The 17,076-nt window shown below is 63.5% G+C and carries 14 protein-coding genes and 1 pseudogene; 13 read left to right on the top strand and 2 right to left on the bottom strand.

Annotated elements, in window-relative coordinates:
* Positions 1-33 precede the first annotated feature (33 nt).
* From ccsB to msrQ, 3 genes are all read left to right on the top strand, one after another.
* Entirely contained in the window at positions 34-1,185 is a 1,152-nt protein-coding gene (gene ccsB / locus AC07VI_RS18855; protein ID WP_086147744.1) for a c-type cytochrome biogenesis protein CcsB, read from the top strand.
* Between the two features lie 85 nt (positions 1,186-1,270).
* On the top strand, positions 1,271-2,248 hold the full coding sequence (gene msrP / locus AC07VI_RS18850; RefSeq protein WP_086147740.1) for a protein-methionine-sulfoxide reductase catalytic subunit MsrP: 978 nt from the start codon (positions 1,271-1,273) through the stop codon (positions 2,246-2,248).
* Positions 2,249-2,257: 9 nt separating this feature from the next.
* On the top strand, positions 2,258-2,911 hold the full coding sequence (msrQ, locus tag AC07VI_RS18845) for a protein-methionine-sulfoxide reductase heme-binding subunit MsrQ (RefSeq protein WP_086147741.1): 654 nt from the start codon (positions 2,258-2,260) through the stop codon (positions 2,909-2,911).
* On the opposite strand, the gene lptM is transcribed toward msrQ, so the two are convergent.
* Positions 2,908-3,090: an LPS translocon maturation chaperone LptM gene (gene lptM / locus AC07VI_RS18840; protein ID WP_070221692.1), complete on the bottom strand. Its 183-nt coding sequence runs from the start codon at positions 3,088-3,090 to the stop codon at positions 2,908-2,910. The two genes, msrQ and lptM, sit on opposite strands and share 4 nt — an antisense overlap.
* A 40-nt stretch (positions 3,091-3,130) precedes the next feature.
* On the opposite strand from lptM, the gene cyaY reads away from it, so the two are divergent.
* A complete protein-coding gene (gene cyaY, locus AC07VI_RS18835; protein ID WP_086147742.1) occupies positions 3,131-3,460 on the top strand; it encodes an iron donor protein CyaY in 330 nt (109 codons plus the stop codon).
* Between the two features lie 182 nt (positions 3,461-3,642).
* Here the strand turns inward: cyaY and AC07VI_RS18830 are convergent, their stop codons facing one another.
* Positions 3,643-5,988: a penicillin-binding protein 1A gene (locus AC07VI_RS18830; RefSeq protein WP_086145716.1), complete on the bottom strand. Its 2,346-nt coding sequence runs from the start codon at positions 5,986-5,988 to the stop codon at positions 3,643-3,645.
* A gap of 291 nt (positions 5,989-6,279) precedes the next feature.
* On the opposite strand from AC07VI_RS18830, the gene pilM reads away from it, so the two are divergent.
* The 9 genes and pseudogenes from pilM (at position 6,280) to nrfD (ending at position 17,071) form a co-directional block, all read left to right on the top strand.
* Positions 6,280-6,921, top strand: coding sequence for a pilus assembly protein PilM (gene pilM / locus AC07VI_RS18825; RefSeq protein ID WP_086145717.1), 642 nt, complete (start codon positions 6,280-6,282; stop codon positions 6,919-6,921).
* Entirely contained in the window at positions 6,918-7,490 is a 573-nt protein-coding gene (locus AC07VI_RS18820; protein ID WP_086145718.1) for a PilN domain-containing protein, read from the top strand. Before pilM ends, AC07VI_RS18820 begins: the two co-directional genes overlap by 4 nt.
* Before the next feature lie 16 nt (positions 7,491-7,506).
* On the top strand, positions 7,507-8,529 hold the full coding sequence (locus tag AC07VI_RS18815; RefSeq protein ID WP_086145719.1) for a pilus assembly protein PilP: 1,023 nt from the start codon (positions 7,507-7,509) through the stop codon (positions 8,527-8,529).
* A gap of 92 nt (positions 8,530-8,621) precedes the next feature.
* A pseudogene (locus AC07VI_RS18810) lies at positions 8,622-9,947 on the top strand (type IV pilus secretin PilQ); the annotation flags it as partial.
* A gap of 121 nt (positions 9,948-10,068) precedes the next feature.
* Positions 10,069-12,237 (top strand): Ig-like domain-containing protein, encoded by a 2,169-nt coding sequence (locus tag AC07VI_RS18805; protein ID WP_226936294.1) that lies wholly within the window; start codon positions 10,069-10,071, stop codon positions 12,235-12,237.
* Between the two features lie 39 nt (positions 12,238-12,276).
* A complete protein-coding gene (gene aroKB / locus AC07VI_RS18800; RefSeq protein ID WP_413465905.1) occupies positions 12,277-13,896 on the top strand; it encodes a bifunctional shikimate kinase/3-dehydroquinate synthase AroKB in 1,620 nt (539 codons plus the stop codon).
* A gap of 2 nt (positions 13,897-13,898) precedes the next feature.
* Positions 13,899-15,035 carry a deoxyguanosinetriphosphate triphosphohydrolase gene (locus tag AC07VI_RS18795; RefSeq protein ID WP_086145721.1) on the top strand — a complete coding sequence of 379 codons (1,137 nt, stop codon included), beginning with the start codon at positions 13,899-13,901 and terminating at the stop codon, positions 15,033-15,035.
* A 209-nt stretch (positions 15,036-15,244) separates the two neighbouring features.
* On the top strand, positions 15,245-15,955 hold the full coding sequence (gene dsrO / locus AC07VI_RS18790; protein WP_086145722.1) for a sulfate reduction electron transfer complex DsrMKJOP subunit DsrO: 711 nt from the start codon (positions 15,245-15,247) through the stop codon (positions 15,953-15,955).
* Positions 15,956-15,958: 3 nt separating this feature from the next.
* Positions 15,959-17,071 (top strand): NrfD/PsrC family molybdoenzyme membrane anchor subunit, encoded by a 1,113-nt coding sequence (gene nrfD / locus AC07VI_RS18785; RefSeq protein ID WP_086145723.1) that lies wholly within the window; start codon positions 15,959-15,961, stop codon positions 17,069-17,071.
* The last annotated feature ends 5 nt before the right edge of the window (positions 17,072-17,076 follow it).

Raw genomic sequence — 17,076 nt, 5'->3', positions numbered from 1 at the left:
AGCGCTGCAGCGTGGCCGGGAATGGAGAAAATGATGGAATTGGCAAATAAACAAATTTATGCGCAGGAACCGGGCTTTTTCAAGCGCCTGAGCCTGATCGACTGGATCTACGGCGCCGGCTTGCTGGCCGCCTCCCTGTTTGGCCTCATGCGCTTTGGCGCCTTCATGGATATCTATGAAAAAGCCATCCTGCTGGCGGCCGCGCCCACGTTTGCGTGGCTGGGCTGGCACTGGAAGCCCGTGCGCTGGCTGATTCCCGTGGCGGCCGTGCTGTCGCTGTTCGCCATCGAGCTGTACGCCGGCCATCTGGACGTGGCGAATCAGAAATTTTTCCTGAAATACATCTTGTCCAGCCAGTCCGCCATCCTGTGGATGGGCACCCTGTTCGTGCTGTCGACCCTGTTCTACTGGATCGGCCTGGTAGCCCGCTCGGAATTCGGCTCCTCCGTCGGTTCCCTGCTGTGCTGGGCCGGCGTCGTACTGGGCCTGACGGGCATGCTGGTGCGCTGGTACGAGTCGTACCTGATCGGCGCCGACGTGGGCCACATTCCCGTGTCGAACCTGTACGAAGTGTTCATCCTGTTCTCCTTGATCACGGCCATGTTTTACCTGTATTACGAGCAGCATTACGCGACGCGCCAGCTGGGCGCCTTCGTCATGCTGGTCATTTCGGCGGCCGTCGTTTTCCTGATGTGGTACACGGTCACGCGTGACGCGGCCGACATCCAGCCGCTGGTGCCGGCCCTGCAAAGCTGGTGGATGAAGATCCACGTGCCGGCCAATTTCATCGGCTACGGCACGTTCGCCCTGTCGGCCATGGTGGCCTCGGCCTACCTGCTCAAATCGAGCGGCTACCTGATGGACCGCCTGCCGTCGCTGGAAGTGCTCGATGACGTCATGTACAAGGCCATTTCCGTCGGTTTCGCCTTCTTCACGGTTGCCACCATCCTGGGCGCCCTGTGGGCGGCCGAAGCGTGGGGTGGCTACTGGTCGTGGGACCCGAAGGAAACGTGGGCGCTGATCGTCTGGCTCAACTATGCGGCCTGGCTGCACATGCGCTTGATGACGGGCTTGCGCGGCCGTGTCGCCGCCTGGTGGGCGCTGGTGGGCTTGCTGGTAACGACGTTTGCCTTTTTGGGCGTGAATATGTTTCTTTCAGGTTTGCACTCTTACGGCAAGCTGTAACGCTTTATCTGCATGACAGAAGCGTCATGAACGGCCCGGAAAAACTGGTGTAAGGTGTCTCCAATCACCTTTTTCCGGAGCCGCCATGTTGATCAAGCGCAGTCCCAACGGCATCGACTTGCCGTATTCTTCCGAAATCACGCCGCGCGCCGTGTTTGAATCGCGCCGCAGCTTCATCAAGCAAATCGCCCTGGGCTCGATGTCCAGTGCGGCCTTGCTGGAAATGGCCAGCCGCGAAGCGTTCGCGCAAGGAAGCAATCCCAAGCTGGCAGCCAAATTGAATCCCGCCTATTCGGCGCTGGACAAGCCGACGGCCTATAAAGACGCCACCAGCTACAACAATTTCTACGAGTTCGGCACGGACAAGAGCGATCCTGCACAAAACGCGGGCACCCTGCGCACGCGTCCCTGGACGGTCAGCATCGAAGGCGAAGTCAAGAAGCCGATGACGCTGGACCTCGACGCGCTGCTGAAGCTGGCGCCGCTGGAAGAGCGCGTCTACCGGCTGCGCTGCGTGGAAGGCTGGTCGATGGTCATCCCGTGGGTTGGTTATTCCTTCTCGGAAATTATCAAGAAGGTCGAGCCGACGGGCAACGCCAAGTACGTGGAATTCATCAGCCTGGCCGACAAGAAGCAGATGCCGGGCGTGGGCAGCCGCGTGCTGCAGTGGCCCTATACGGAAGGCTTGCGCATCGATGAGGCGAACCATCCGCTGGCGCTGCTGACCCTGGGCATGTATGGCGAAACCTTGCCGAACCAGAATGGCGCGCCCGTGCGGATGGTGTTGCCATGGAAATATGGCTTTAAATCGGCCAAATCCATCGTCAAGATCCGTTTCGTCAAGGAACAGCCGCGCACGTCCTGGAACCTGTCGGCGCCGTCCGAATACGGCTTTTATTCGAATGTGAACCCGAACGTCGACCATCCGCGCTGGTCGCAGGCGTCCGAGCGGCGTATCGGCGAAGACGGCTTTCTGACGCGCAAGCGCAAGACCCTGATGTTCAACGGCTACAACGATGTCGCCTCGCTGTACGCGGGCATGGACCTGAAGAAGTTCTTTTAAGGAAAGACCATGGCCCTCAACCCCACGCCGAAACAGTTGTCGCTATTCAAAAGCCTGGTTTTCCTGTTGGCACTGCTGCCGTTTGCGCGCATGGTGTGGCTGACCTATACGGGACAACTGGTGGAGCCGCTGGAATTCATCACGCGGGGCACGGGCGACTGGACCCTGTATTTTCTGTGCATCAGCCTGGCGGTGACGCCCTTGCGGCGCCTCACGCAGTGGAATTGGCTGATCAAGTTGCGGCGCATGCTGGGCCTGTTTGCGTTTTTCTACGCGGCGCTGCATTTCACCACCTTCCTGTGGTTCGATCACTTTTTTGATGTGCAGGAAATGTGGAAGGATGTGCTCAAGCGACCATTCATCACGGTGGGCTTCATCGCCTTTGTATTGCTCATTCCGCTGGCCGTGACGAGCACGAACGGCATGGTCAAACGCCTGGGCGGCAAGCGCTGGCAGTGGCTGCACCGTTTGATTTACATCATCGCGCCGCTGGGCATCCTGCACTTCTGGTGGATGAAGGCGGGCAAGCACAATTTCGCGCAACCGATCCTGTTTGGCAGTATCGTCGCGCTACTGCTGTTAATGCGCGTGTATGTCGCCTGGAGCAAGCGCGTCAAGAACGCCAGGGCGGCGCATGCCGCCACCCCGGTGCGCTCCGTTTAGGTCGCCGGCACGATCACGGGCGGCGGCGGCACGGGCGCCGGTTCGACGGGGCCTTTGGCCGGCGCGCCCTTGGCCGCTGGCGGCTTGGGCAGGTACAGGGGGCCGGGCTGGCCGCAGCCGGCCAGGACGCTAGAGACCACAATGGCGATGCCGATATAAAACGCTGAGGATGACTTCACGATTAGAATCACGGTTTGATTAAGATCTTTGGAGTGTAGCATGAGCGAATCGGAATTCCTGGCCCTGGCCGAAGCCACCCTGACGGACATCGAGGCGGCGCTGGACCGGCTGAACGATGCGGACGTGCTCGACGTCGAATGCAGCCGCAGCGGCAACGTGCTGGAAATCGAATTCATCGATAACGGCACGAAAATCATCGTCAACAGCCAGGCCCCCATGCGCGAAATGTGGGTGGCGGCCCGTTCCGGCGGTTTTCATTACAAGCGCGTGGGCAATGAATGGATCAACACGCGCGACGGCTCCGAACTGTTTGCCGCCTTGTCCAGCATGGCCAGCGAGCAGGCGGGCGCACCCGTCGTGCTGAAGTAATTGTTTTAGCCGCGCGCAATAAAAAAGGGCAGCCTCTTCAGGCTGCCCTTTTTTTATTTTAAACACCTAACAAAACCGTAGCGAGCGGATGGGATTTGCGGTTGAGAAGCGGAGCTGTGCTTTAGCACAGTGAGCATCTGAAACCGCAAAGCGCGACGCGCAGCAGGTCTGGTTGGGTGTTTTTAGAACAATTCGTTCTTGACGGCTTCCTTGGCTTTCTCTTCCTCCGGCGTGCCGCGCGCCGCGCCTTCCAGGCTGCCTACGCCCGTGCCCGGTGGATTTTCCGCGTAGTAATACTCGTCGCCCACATGGATCAGGCCTTCCGGCACGGCACGTTCCTCGACGGGAATGCTTTTCAGGGCTTTGGCCATGTAGTTGATCCAGATCGGCAAGGCCAGGCCGCCGCCCGTTTCCCGGTTGCCAAGGTTGCGCGGCTGGTCGTAGCCGATCCAGGCGATGCCGACCAGCTTGGCCTGGTAGCCGGCAAACCACGCATCGATGGAATCGTTGGTGGTGCCCGTCTTGCCCGCCAGGTCAGGGCGCTTCAATGCCATGGCTTTATTCGCCGTGCCGAAGCGCACCACGTCGTTGAGCATGCTGTTCATCATGAAGGCATTGCGCTCGTCGATGACGCGGTTGGCTTCCTCGCCCGCCAGGTCCGGCTTGGCTTGCGACAGGACATTGCCGTCGCTATCGGTCACCTTGGCGATCAGATACGGGTTGATCTTGTAGCCGCCGTTGGCGAATACAGCATACGCGCCGGCCATCTGCAGCGGCGTCACGTTGCCGGCGCCCAGGGCCAGGGTCAGGTAGGGCGGGTTCTTGTCCGCGTCAAAGCCGAAGCGCGTCGCGTATTCCTGGCCGTACTTGGCGCCGATCTTGTGCAGGATGCGGATGGAAATCATGTTTTTCGATTTCATCAAGCCCTTGCGCATGGTCATCGGGCCATCGTACTTGCTGTCGTAGTTCTTCGGTTCCCACGCCTGGCCGCCCGTCTGGCCCGCGTCGAACGAGATCGGCGCATCGTTGATGATGGTGGCCGGCGACAGGCCCCGTTCCAGCGAAGCGGAATAGATGAAGGGCTTGAAGGCCGAGCCGGGCTGGCGCCACGCCTGCGTGACGTGGTTGAACTTGTTGCGGTTGTAATCGAAGCCGCCCACCATGGCGCGGATGGCGCCGTCCGTGGTGCTGGCCGACACAAACGCCGATTGCACTTCCGGCATCTGCGTCAAGACCCAGGTGTTGCCTTCTTGCATGACGCGGATCACGGCGCCGCGCTTGATGCGGCGGTTCGGCGCCGCCTTTTCCGACAGCCAGGCTGCGCCGAAGGTCAGGGCGGGACCGGTAATGGTGATTTCCTCGCCGGCCGAGGTGACGGCCTGGATGGACTTGGGCGAAGCCTGCAGCACCATGGCGGCGATGATGTCATCGCTGTCCGGGTGGTCGGCCAGTTCCGTCTCGATGGCGTCGTCGGCTTCGGCCTTGGTTTTCGGAATCTCGATGTAGGCTTCCGGGCCGCGGTAGCCGTGGCGTTTCTCGTAATCCATCACGCCCTTGCGCAGGGCGATATAGGCGGCGTCCTGGTCGGCCTTGGTGATGGTGGTGTAGACGTTCAGGCCGCGCGTGTAGGTGTCTTCCTTGAATTGCTCGTAGACCAGCTGGCGCGCCATTTCCGACACATATTCCGCGTGCACGCCGAAGGCGCTGCTGTCGGTTTTCACTTTCAGCTCTTCATTCTTGGCTTCCGTGTATTGCTCTGGCGTGATGTAGCCCAGCTGCGCCATGCGCTGCAGGATGTATTGCTGGCGCATGCGCGCGCGTTTCGGATTGACGACGGGGTTGTAGGCCGACGGCGCCTTCGGCAGGCCGGCCAGCATGGCCGCTTCGGCCACAGTGAGGTCCTGGATATTCTTGCCGAAATAGATTTGCGCTGCCGAGGCGAAGCCGTAGGCGCGCTGTCCCAGATAAATCTGGTTCATATACACTTCCAGGATCTGGTCCTTGCTCAGGTTCTTCTCGATCTTCCAGGCCAGCAAGACTTCATATGCCTTGCGTTTCAAGGTCTGTTCGCTGGACAGGAAGAAATTGCGCGCCACCTGCTGCGTGATGGTCGAGGCGCCTTGCTTGGCGCCGCCCGTCAGGTTGTGCAGGGCCGCGCGCGTGATGCCCAGATAGTCGACGCCGCCATGTTCATAGAAGCGGTCATCCTCGATGGCCAGCACGGCTTTCTTCATGACATCGGGAATATCCTTGATGTGCACCATGTTACGCCGTTCTTCGCCGAACTCGCCGATCAACACGCTGTCGGACGTGAAAATCCGCAGCGGCATCTTGGGCTTGTAGTCGGTCAGGGTGTCGAGCGCGGGCAGGTTCGGATAAGCCATGGCCAGGCCGAAGACCACCAGCAGCACGCCGACCACGCCCAGGCCCAGGAATGAGAGCAGGGCCATCAGCAGGAAGCGTTTGGGTTTGCTGCCCTTCTGGGGCGGTTTCGAGCCGGCGTTGCCAGCGGAGGATGAAGATGTCATGCGTCTAATGTCTTTCGGTTAATTATGCCGGTCAATTATAAGCGAGCTTGCCGGGCTGGCAGCGCGCCGTGGCGCTTGCCTGGGGCAGTGTCGAAACTTGCCGATACTCTATATAAGCGTGTATTGGCCGGCTGGCAACCAGGATTTGGTAACAATTAATCTGCGCCAGATCACAGCCGGGCCAGATAGGCGCCGCACGCCGCAGACTCGGGCGTGAAATGCATTTACAAGCGATCGCCACCGGGACTAGGATTTCTGCTGACAGCGGCTATCGCGCAGTGACGTTTCTCCATGAAAAACATATCCATCAGCAGTCTTCTTGCCAGGGGCTTGCTCGGCGTTGACATAGGGCAAGACGCCGTGCGTGTCGTCGAGCTGGTCCGCCGGCGCGGCATGCTGTCGTGCCGCCATTGCGGCGCCGCCGCGCTGGCGCCCGGCGTGATACTGGAGGGTAACGTCGAAGACATGGCGGGCCTGGCGGATGCCTTGCGCCAGGCCCACCGTGACAGTGGCAGTGCTTGCACGCGGGTGGCGCTGGCCATGCCGGCCACAGCCCTGATCACGCATGCGATCCGCCTGCCTGCCGGATTGCCGGAAGAGCAACTGGAAATCCTCGTCGAGCTGGAAGCGGCGCAATACATGCCGTTCGCGCTGGAAGACGCCAACCTGGACTTTTTCATTCTCGGCCCCGCGCCGCCGCTGGCCGGTACCACAGGCAAGGAGGTTGACGTGCTGCTGGTGGCGGCGCGGCGCGCCAGCGTGCAGCGCCGTCTCGACGCGGCCAGGGCGGCCGGCTTGCTGGCCGTCGTCATGGATAGCGAGGCGCTGGCCTTGCAGGCGGCCAGCGCGCAGGGCGGCTGGCAAGCCTTGCCCGAAGGCGGCGCGGCCTACCAGCTGGCCTGGGGCCTGGCCTTGCACCGGTACGCCCGATGAAGACCGCGGCGCAGGGACAGCGCGTCAACCTCTTGCCGTACCGCCAGGCGGCGCGCCGCCGACGTGTCCAAGCACTGCTGTGGCTGCTGACCGGCGGCGCCGGGCTGGGATGGCTGCTGGCGCTGGCCACGGCGCTCTGGCTGCAGGCCAGCCTTGGCGAATCGCTCCGGCGCCAGGAGGGTTGGCGTCGCGCCACGCAGCAGGTGGCGGCAGTCCTTGCCACGGGCAAGCGGGTGCAGGACGAGACGGCGGCGGTGCTGGCGCGCCGGCAGGCTATTGTCGTATTGCAAGAACAACGCAATGCCTGGGTGCACATGCTCGAAGTCCTGGCGCGGTCCATGCCGGCCGGCGTGGTCTTGCGCAGCGTGCGCCAGGAGGCTGCAATGCTGCGTCTGCAAGGGCATGCGCTGGCGCAGGACCACGTCGCGGCATTGCTGCTGGCGCTGGCCGAGGCGGCACCAGCGTCGCAGCCGGAACTGCTGGAAGTGCGCGGCGTGGCCGACGGTGCGGTGGAGTGGACGATACGGCTGGTATGGCCGGCGCCGGCGGCGTCGGCCCCGCCATCCTAGACAGAGGAGGCTGATCATGCTGAGCCTGAAAAAAGCGTCGCTGTGGCCTCTGCCGGCGCGCCTCGCCTGCGCCGCCCTGAGCGCGGCACTGGCGGCCGCGCTGCTGCACCTGGCCTGGATCGAAGGATTGCTGTCCGCCGTACAGGCCGCGCACGGCGAGGAGGCGCGCCTGCGCAGCGCCTATTTTCTGGCCAGGGCCCAGGCGGGTCACCTGCCGCGCTGGCGTGAACAGCAGCACCTGGCCAGTGCCGAGCTCGCCAAGCTGGAACAGCAACTGCCGGACAGCCAGCAACTGGCGGTGCTCTTGTCTGATATCAATGAGGCGGGCCGGGCGCGGGGCCTGCAGTTTGCCCTGTTCAAGCCCGGTGCGCCCCAGCCGCAGGCGCATTACGTGGCGCTGCCGATTGCCGTCCAGCTGCGTGGCGGCTATCACGCCATGGGCGCGCTGATGGCGGACCTGGCGCGCCTGCCGCGCATCGTGACCGTGCACGAGTTGGCGTTGACTGGTGGCAAGGATGGCATGCTGACTCTCGACGCCATGCTGCATGCGTATCGTCTGCCTGATGCGCGGGAGCGGGCCGCGCAAGCCCGTGTGCCGCCGCCGGCCCGGCCCGCGTCACTGGCCTGGCAGGCGGCGCCCGTCTTCGTGCCGCGTGCATATGAAGGCGCGGCCTTGCCCGATCCGTTCGGCGCGCCGCTTGCGGGGCCGCCGCCAGCAACGGCCGGCGTGGCCGGCCCGGATCTGCGCCGTCCGCGCGAACCGCTGGAAAGCGTGGCCATGCCAGCCCTTGCCATGGTGGGCAGCGTGCGCCACGCCGACCGCCTGAGCGCGCTGGTGCAGGCGGGGCAGCATGTGCACCGGGTGGAGGTGGGCCAGCATCTGGGGCAGGATCATGGCGTCGTGACGGCCATCAGCGAACAGGCCGTGCAGTACCGTGAACTGCTGCGCGAGGCGGACGGTTCCTGGCATGAACGGCGCGGCAGCCTGGCCTTGCAGGCGGCGGGAGCGAAGGCCAGCCTGCCCGAGGCGGCGCCGTGAAGCCGCGCCGCATGCTCGTGGCCACACTGCTGTGCCTGCATGCCAGCGGCCTGGCCCAGGAGGCCGTGGTGCATGTGTCGGCCCCGCGCCTGTATGCGGGCGAGAAAATTTCCGTCGACTTCCAGAACGTGGGCGTGCGCGCGGCCCTGCACATCCTGGCCGATGCGTCCGGGCAAAACATCATCGCCAGCGACAGCGTGGCGGGCAACGTGACCCTGCGCCTGCGCGACTTGCCGTGGGACCAGGCGCTCGATGTGCTGCTGCAGGCCAAGGGCCTGGACATGCGGCGCAATGGCAACGTGCTGTGGATCGCGCCGCGCGAGGAAATCCTCGCGCGCGAAAAGCTGGAGCTCGAAACGCGCGCGCAGATCGCGGAACTGGAACCGTTGCAATCGGCCATCTTCCAGCTCAATTACCAGAAGGCCGAAGCATTCCGCACGGTGTTCGGCCTCGATGCGGGCGAGGGGCGCAGCCGCCTGCTGTCGCGCCGTGGCAGCGTGCTGATCGAGCCGCGCACGAACCAGCTGTTCGTGACGGACGTGCCGGCGCGCCTGGAACAGATCCGCTTGCTGATCGCCAGGACGGATATTGCCACACGGCAAGTGATGATCGAGGCGCGCATCGTCGAGGCGAACGACAGTTTCAGCCGCAACCTTGGTGCGCGCCTGGGCTTTACGGACCAGCGCCTGGCGGCGGGCCAGGCGCCCGGCTTTTCGCTGGGCGGCAGCGGCCGCCGCGCGGCCATCGGCGGCAGCTACCAGGGCGTGGGCGAGGCGACGGGGCAAACGGTGGCCGGCAGCGGCGCCTTCGTGCCGAACACGCAGTTCGTCAACTTGCCGGCCGCCAGCATCAATGGCTTGCAGCCGGCCAGTTTCGCCCTGAGCCTGTTTTCGGCGGCCGCCAACCGGTTTTTGAACCTGGAGCTGTCTGCGCTGGAAGCCGATGGCAAGGGCAAGATCATTTCCAGCCCCCGCGTGGTGACGGCCGACAAGGTGCTGGCGCTGATCGAGCAGGGCATCGAATTGCCGTACCAGGTGGCCACCAGCAGCGGCGCCACATCGATCACGTTTCGCAAGGCCAACTTGCGCCTGGAGGTGACGCCGCAGATCACGCCGGATGGCAACGTGGTGCTGGAAGTGGACGTCAACAAGGATAGCGTGGGCCAGGAAACCCGTTCCGGCTTCGCCATCGACACCAAGCATGTGCGCACGCAGGTGATGGTCGAAGACGGCGGCACGGTGGTGCTGGGTGGTATTTATCAGCAGTCGGAACGGGGCACGGACAGCAAGGTGCCGCTTCTTGGCGACATCCCCTTGCTCGGTGTTTTTTTCCGCAGCACGGGTCGCAGTCAAGAAAAAACGGAACTGATGGTGTTTATTACACCGAAAATAGTGGCAGATCGGCCAGCAACACGTTAATGTCACATCTTTACGTTTAAGTAACAATGCAGACGAAAGCGGACTGATGGCGACTATGCGGAATTTTTCTTTAGGCAATATTTCTTGGGGCAGGGCATTGAATTGGCTGGCCTTGCTCGTCATGAGCGCTGTACTGGCCGCCTGCGGCGGCGGCGGCGGCGATCCGACCCTGGGCGTCAAGGATGGGGCGAATGCCGGTGTCGGCAGCGTGGCATTGATTGCCAGTGCGACAACGATAGTGGCGTCGGGGGCGGACGGTACGGAAGTGGTGCTGACGGCTATTGTTAAAAATGCCAGTAATAACGCCATGCAAGGGCAGACGGTTTCATTTACCGCCAGTTCAGGCACCATCAGCAATACCAGCCGCGTCACTGATGCGAACGGCACGGTGACGGAAAAACTCAGCGTCAAGGGCGACGCCTCGCTGCGCGACATCACCATCAAGGCCAGCAGTGGTGGTGTGGAATCGCTTCCGGTGGTGGTGAAGGTCGTGCCCGTCACTTCCGGTATCGCCAGCCTGTTGCTGACGTCTTCCGGCGGCACCCTGGCTTCGTCGGGCGGAACCGGTGTTAACGTGATCGCGTTTGTCAAGGATGCCAACAATGCCGTGGTGCCCAATGCCAGCGTGACATTCAGTGCCAGTTCGGGCGCGCTGGGGGCAACGCAGGTCAGCACCAATGCGCAGGGGCAGGCGTCGGTCAGCCTGAATACGGGCGGCGACGCCAGCTTGCGCACGATCAAGGTCACAGCCAGCGCCGGCGCGCAAACGGCCAGCACGGATGTCGGCGTCAGCGGCACCAAACTGGTCATCAGCGCCTTTTCGACGGTGAACCTGAAGACGAGCACCGACATGGTGGTCAAGCTGGTCGATTCGAGCGGAAATCCGCTGGTGGGCAAATCGGTGGCGTTCAGTGCCCAGGTCAATGCATTGACGGTGAAGGGCGGCGGTTCCAGTCCGGCCCTGACGGACAACAACGGCCAGTTGGTGCTGAGCTACAACGCCCAGGCGGGCAGCAGCGACAGCATCAGCGTCAAGGCGCAGGGCGACAGCGTCCTGCTGCCTGTCGCAATCAATGCCTCCAATTTCACGATTAACGCTGTATCGGGTTCGAATGTGGCGCTGACCACGCTGGCGACGAATACCTGCTATGCGGTCGCGGTGCACAGCGATGTGGCTGGCGTACCACAGACGGGCAATGTGCGTTTCAGTACGTCGCGCGGCACCATCTACCAGGACGCCGCCTGCGGCATAGCCTTGCAAGCGCCGTTGACGCTGGTCGGCGGCAACGCCATCGCCTACGTTCAGGCCAGCGGCGCCGGCCTGACCGCGCTCACGGCAAAATACGAAGGCAGCGGCGTTTCGGTACAGTCGGACGTGGAGTTTGTGGCGCCGCTGACGGCCCAGGCCAGCATCAGCCTGCAGGCCGATCCAGCCGTCATCGGCGTCAATACGGCCGGCAGCACCGCGCAGCGCAGCGCCCTGCGCGCCATCGTGCGCGATGGCACGGCACAAAACAACCTGGTCAAGAATGCCCAGGTCAGCTTCTCCATTCTGAGCGACGCCAGCAACGGCTCACTGAGTTCGCCGTCCGTGGTCGCGACCGACAGCGACGGCATGGCGACGGTCAGCTATATTGCCGGCCAGGCTACGACGGGTGTCGATGGCGTGGTCGTCAAGGCGCAGTTGCAAGGGGTGTCGAACAATGCCGCCACCGTCAAGCTGACGGTGACCAAGAAGGCGCTGTTCATCAGCGCCGGCAGCGGCAATGCGCTTGACGCCTCGGACAGCAGCACCTATCGCAAGACCTATACCGTGTTCGTGACGGACGCTGCCGGCAACCCGGTGCCCGATGTGATCATCACCGCGGCCGCCTGGCCCCGTCATTACTACAAGGGCTACCTGCAGTATTCGCAGGCCGCCACCGCGTGGGTTGTGGCGGCATCGCTGGCATGTGACAATGAAGACAAGGATCGCAGCGGTACGCTGGATCCGAATAATGATTTGAACCTGAATGGCCGCCTCGACCCCGGCATTCCCCTGAATTTGTCGACGGGCGGCAAGACAGACAGCACGGGAACGGCGAACGTGACGTTGACTTATCCGCGCGACAGGGCCAACTGGCTGGACGTCGAATTGACGATTCGTGGCAATAGTTCCGGGACGGAGGCAACTTATGTCGGTTACACTTTGCTTCCGGGGCTGGCTACGGACTTTAACCGCCTGGATGTTTCCCCTCCAGGCGTCATCAGTCCGTATGGGCAGGCCACTGATTGTCGTAACCCAAATTAATTGTCGCAGCAAATGCAAAATCTGTTTTTAGTAGGCCTCATGGGCGCAGGCAAAACCACGATCGGGCGCATCCTGGCCCGCAAGCTGGGCTTGCGCTTTGTCGATTCCGACCACGAGATCGAGGCGCGCACGGGGGCGACCATTCCGTGGATCTTCGAAATCGAGGGGGAAGCGAGCTTTCGCCGGCGCGAGGCCGAAGTCATCCGCGACCTGAGCGCCCAGGAAGGCATCGTCATGGCGACCGGCGGCGGGGCTATTCTCAACGCCGACAGCCGCGCCTACCTGAAGGAGCGGGGCACGGTCGTGTACCTGCGCGCCAGCGTCAGCAACATCCTGGCGCGCACCAGCCATGACAAGAACCGCCCCCTGCTGCAGACGGCCGACCCGCGCAAGAAGCTGGAAGAATTGACGGCGCAGCGCGAACCCCATTACATGGAAGTGGCCGACATTGTCATCGACACGGGCCGTCCTAACGTACAATCGATGGTTCAGACCATCCTGATGCAGCTGGCCAGCCTCGAATGCGAGGCCTCGCCCAACTGCGTCATTCATGCAGAGCCTTCGATGAACGAGCAATCCAAAATGTTGTTGAGCGTAGACCTCGACGAACGCAGTTATCCGATCGCCATCGGTCCCGGCCTGCTGGCCGACGCCGATGCGCTGCTGCGCCATATCAGCGGCCACAAGGTGGCCATCGTCACCAATACCACCGTCGCGCCGCTGTACCTGGGCCGCCTGCAGGCGGCGCTGGCCAGCGATGGCCGCGAAGTGATCAGCATCGTCCTGCCGGACGGTGAAGAATATAAGAACTGGGCCAGCCTGATGCAGATCTTCGACGCGCTGCTGGCCAATAAATGCGACCGCAAGACCACCCTGGTGGCCCTGGGCGGCGGCGTGATCGGCGACCTGACCGGTTACGCGGCGGCCAGCTACATGCGCGGCATCGGCTTCGTGCAGGTGCCCACCACCTTGCTGGCGCAGGTCGATTCCTCCGTCGGCGGCAAGACGGGCATCAACCACCCGCTGGGCAAGAACATGATCGGCGCGTTCTACCAGCCGCGCGCCGTGATCGCCGATACCTCGACCCTGGAAACCCTGCCGGCGCGCGAGCTGTCGGCCGGCCTGGCCGAAGTGATCAAGCATGGCGCCATCATCGACGCGGCGTTTTTCGACTGGATCGAGGCGAACATGGGCAAGCTGATGGCGCGCGACAAGGGCGCGCTCGCGTATGCGATCGCCCGCTCGTGCGAAATCAAGGCCGACGTGGTGCGCCAGGACGAGCGCGAAGGCGGCCTGCGCGCCATCCTGAACTTCGGCCACACTTTCGGCCACGCCATCGAGGCGGGCCTGGGCTACGGCCACTGGCTGCACGGCGAAGCCGTCGGCTGCGGCATGGTCATGGCGGCCGACCTGTCGTGCCGCATGGGCTATATCGACCGGCCGGCCGTGGACCGCATGCGCGCGCTGGTGGCCGCCGCCGGCCTGCCCGTCAAGGCGCCCGACCTCGGTGTCGAGCGCTGGCTGGAATTGATGGAAGTGGACAAAAAGAACGAGGGCGGCGCCCTCAAGTTCATCCTGTTGAAACCGCTGGGCAGCCCGTGCATCACATCCGCGCCGCATGAACTGGTGCTGGCCACCCTGGCCGCCGGAGTACAGTAATCATGACGCCGGAAGACTTCCTCGCCCCGTATGCGGCCCATTCGGCACAGGGGCAGGGACGTCGCTTTGCCGAGGCGGCGCACGCTTCGCGCAGCCAGTTCCAGCGCGACCGCGACCGCATCATCCATTCCTCGGCCTTCCGCCGCCTCGAATACAAGACCCAGGTTTTCCTCAATCACGAGGGAGACCTGTTCCGCACGCGCCTGACGCACAGCCTGGAAGTGGCGCAGGTCGGCCGCTCGATTGCGCGCAACCTGCGCCTGAACGAAGACCTGGTGGAAGCCATTGCGCTCGCGCATGACCTGGGCCACACGCCGTTCGGCCACGTAGGCCAGGACGTGCTCAATGAATGCATGCAGGCGCACGGCGGCTTCGAGCACAACCTGCAAAGCCTGCGCGTGGTCGACACCCTGGAAGAGCATTACGGCGCCTTCGATGGCCTGAACCTGATGTTCGAGACGCGCGAAGGCATCTTGAAGCACTGCTCGCTGGCGCATGCGCGCGAACTGGGTCCCGTGGCCCAGCGCTTCATCGACCGCACGCAACCGACCCTGGAAGCGCAGCTGACCAATCTGGCCGATGAAATCGCCTACAACAGCCACGATATCGACGATGGCCTGCGCTCCGGCCTGATCACCATCAAGCAGCTGGAAGAAGTGGCATTCTTCGGCCGCCTGTGGCGCGATGTGCAGCAGGCGTTTCCCGGCCTGTCCGGCCGGCGCGCCATCTATGAAACCCTGCGCCGCCTGATCACGGCCCTGGCCGACGACCTGATCGTCACCTCGACCGCCCTGATTGCGGAAGCCGCTCCCCGCGACGTCAGCGAAGTGCGCGCCAGTGCGCCGCTGATCCGTTTTTCGGACGCCATGCGCACGGACGCGACGGAGCTCAAGCGCTTCTTGCGGGCGAACCTGTATCGCCATTACCAGGTCAACCGCATGCGCGTGAAGGCGAGCCGCATCGTGCGCGAACTGTACGACAGCTTCATGGCCGAACCGGCGCTGCTGCCGCCCGACTATCAGCTCAAGGATGGCAATGTGACGCAGCAGGCGCGCAAGATCGCCGACTACATCGCCGGCATGACGGATCGTTACGCAATCCGCGAGCACCGCCGGCTGTATTCGCTCGACGAGCTGTAACCCTCATTTTGGGGCCAGTCGCTTCGCGATCGCAACACGCCCCACTGGGGTGCGTTCCCCCGCCGGGTCTGACCCCAATATTCTCCCTTTGTCAATCGGCATGATCATCTAGGCTTCCGCACGATCCCCCCAATATCCCCGTAGCGCCTTCTTTTCTATCATGGCAGCAAGTCAACAAGGGCTTGCCGCCCATAGTCAAGGAGAGTGTCATGATCGAATCGCGCCGCAGTTTCTTGCGCGCCTTGCCCGCCATTACCGTCGGGGCGGCCATCGCGCCGCTGCCCGGCAAGGCCGCCACCAGGGGCGAGGGCGGGCAGCGCTGGGCGATGGTGGTCGACGTGCAGAAGTGCATCGGCTGCCAGGCGTGCACCGTGTCCTGCATCATGGAAAACGCCGCGCCGGAAAACAGCTTCCGCACCGTCGTCTCGACCTATGAAGTCAAGGAAGAGAACCGCTGCGGCACCTACATGTTGCCGCGCCTGTGCAACCACTGCGCCAATCCTCCCTGCATCCCCGTCTGTCCCGTGGGCGCCACCTTCCAGCGCAAGGATGGCGTCGTCGTCGTCGACGGCGACCGCTGCGTGGGCTGCGCCTACTGCGTGCAGGCCTGCCCGTACGACGCGCGCTTCATCAACCACGAGACGGGCAAGGCCGACAAATGCACGTTCTGCGCGCACCGGGTCGACGAAGGCTTGCTGCCGGCCTGCGTGGAAACCTGCGTGGGCGGCGCGCGCATCTTTGGCGACCTGAATGATCCGGAAAGCATGGTGCACCAGCTGCTGACCGAGAACAAGGTCAAGGTGCTGAAACCCGAGCAGGGCACCCAGCCCCACGTGTTCTACCTGGGACTGGACACGCGCTTCGCCGGCCACGTCGAAGGCGAAGCGACTCTTTGGCAACCGAGCAAACACGGGAAATAAACCATGGACAGCCACATCACCGAAATTCTCAACGTCACGCGCGAAGCGGCATGGCTGCCGTGGGCGGTGCAGTATTTTTTCCTCATCGGCCTCAGTTACGGCAGCTTCATGCTGACCCTGCCGTATTTCGTCTTCGGCCGCAAGGCGTATGAACGCCTGGGACGCATCGCGCTTCTGGCGTCCCTCGTCTGCGGCATGACGGCGCCCGTGGCGTTGCTGGCCGACCTGCACGGGCCGGGCCGCTTCTACCATTTCTACATTTACTTCCAGCCGCAATCGTGGATGTCGTGGGGCTCGTTTTTCATTCCCCTGTATCTTGGCTGTCTGATGCTGTACGCGTGGCTGGCGCTGCGCGTGGACTTCGCCGCGCGGGGGCTGGGCCAGGACCGCCTGGCCTTTGCCTACCGCCTGCTGGGACGTGGCGGCGCCGCATCGCGCAAGGCCATCGTCACCGCCGCCGCATTCACCCTGCTCGCCGCCTTTGTCGTGGGCCTGTACACGGGCATGGAAGTGATGGTGGTGCGCGCCCGGCCCCTGTGGTTCACGCCGTTCCTGCCGGCGCAATTTGCCGCCACGGCCTTTGTCGGGGCGGTTGGCCTGGCGCTGCTGTTCAACCGCATCCTGCCAGGGCGCGACAAGGTGCTGGAAGTATCGCTGAATCGCGCGCTGGCCCTGTCGCTGGCGCTGGTGCTGGCCCTGGGCGGCGGCTGGCTGTTCGTCAGTCTGTCCGGCGTGAGCGCCAGCCACAGCATGGCATTTACCCAGGTGGCCGGCATGCCGCAATGGCAGCTCACTGCCGTCTGGGCGGTGCTGTCGTCCATCGTGCCGATGGCGCTGGCCATCTGGCGGCCGGCCACGAGTGGCCTGGCCAATGGTCTGATCGCGCTGCACAGCGCCTGGATGATGCGCTGGACGATTTTCATCGGCGGCCAGAACATCCCGAAAACGGGCGCGGGCCTGTACGACTACCACCTGCCGATGGGGAACGACGGCTTGATGGGCATTATCGGCACGGCCGGCCTGTGGATCGCGCTGCTGTTGCTGATGCTGGAATTTTTGCCATGGGCCGGACGCGTCGTCGCTGCACGCAGCCGTCCCGCCATGGCCACGCACTGAGGAGT

The sequence above is a fragment of the Janthinobacterium sp. GW821-FHT03A03 genome, assembly GCF_059421435.1.
The sequence above is the reverse complement of the archived record's forward strand: the minus strand, read 5'-3'. Positions and strand labels throughout refer to the sequence as shown.

Excerpts from the sequence above, each read along its gene's own strand:
- ccsB (WP_086147744.1), top strand. The coding sequence starts at position 34 with ATGGAATTGGCAAATAAACAAATTTATGCGCAGGAACCGGGCTTTTTC.
- msrP (WP_086147740.1), top strand. The coding sequence starts at position 1,271 with ATGTTGATCAAGCGCAGTCCCAACGGCATCGACTTGCCGTATTCTTCC.
- msrQ (WP_086147741.1), top strand. The coding sequence starts at position 2,258 with ATGGCCCTCAACCCCACGCCGAAACAGTTGTCGCTATTCAAAAGCCTG.
- cyaY (WP_086147742.1), top strand. The coding sequence starts at position 3,131 with ATGAGCGAATCGGAATTCCTGGCCCTGGCCGAAGCCACCCTGACGGAC.
- AC07VI_RS18830 (WP_086145716.1), bottom strand. The coding sequence starts at position 5,988 with ATGACATCTTCATCCTCCGCTGGCAACGCCGGCTCGAAACCGCCCCAG.
- pilM (WP_086145717.1), top strand. The coding sequence starts at position 6,280 with ATGAAAAACATATCCATCAGCAGTCTTCTTGCCAGGGGCTTGCTCGGC.
- AC07VI_RS18820 (WP_086145718.1), top strand. The coding sequence starts at position 6,918 with ATGAAGACCGCGGCGCAGGGACAGCGCGTCAACCTCTTGCCGTACCGC.
- AC07VI_RS18815 (WP_086145719.1), top strand. The coding sequence starts at position 7,507 with ATGCTGAGCCTGAAAAAAGCGTCGCTGTGGCCTCTGCCGGCGCGCCTC.
- AC07VI_RS18805 (WP_226936294.1), top strand. The coding sequence starts at position 10,069 with ATGAGCGCTGTACTGGCCGCCTGCGGCGGCGGCGGCGGCGATCCGACC.
- aroKB (WP_413465905.1), top strand. The coding sequence starts at position 12,277 with ATGGGCGCAGGCAAAACCACGATCGGGCGCATCCTGGCCCGCAAGCTG.
- AC07VI_RS18795 (WP_086145721.1), top strand. The coding sequence starts at position 13,899 with ATGACGCCGGAAGACTTCCTCGCCCCGTATGCGGCCCATTCGGCACAG.
- dsrO (WP_086145722.1), top strand. The coding sequence starts at position 15,245 with ATGATCGAATCGCGCCGCAGTTTCTTGCGCGCCTTGCCCGCCATTACC.
- nrfD (WP_086145723.1), top strand. The coding sequence starts at position 15,959 with ATGGACAGCCACATCACCGAAATTCTCAACGTCACGCGCGAAGCGGCA.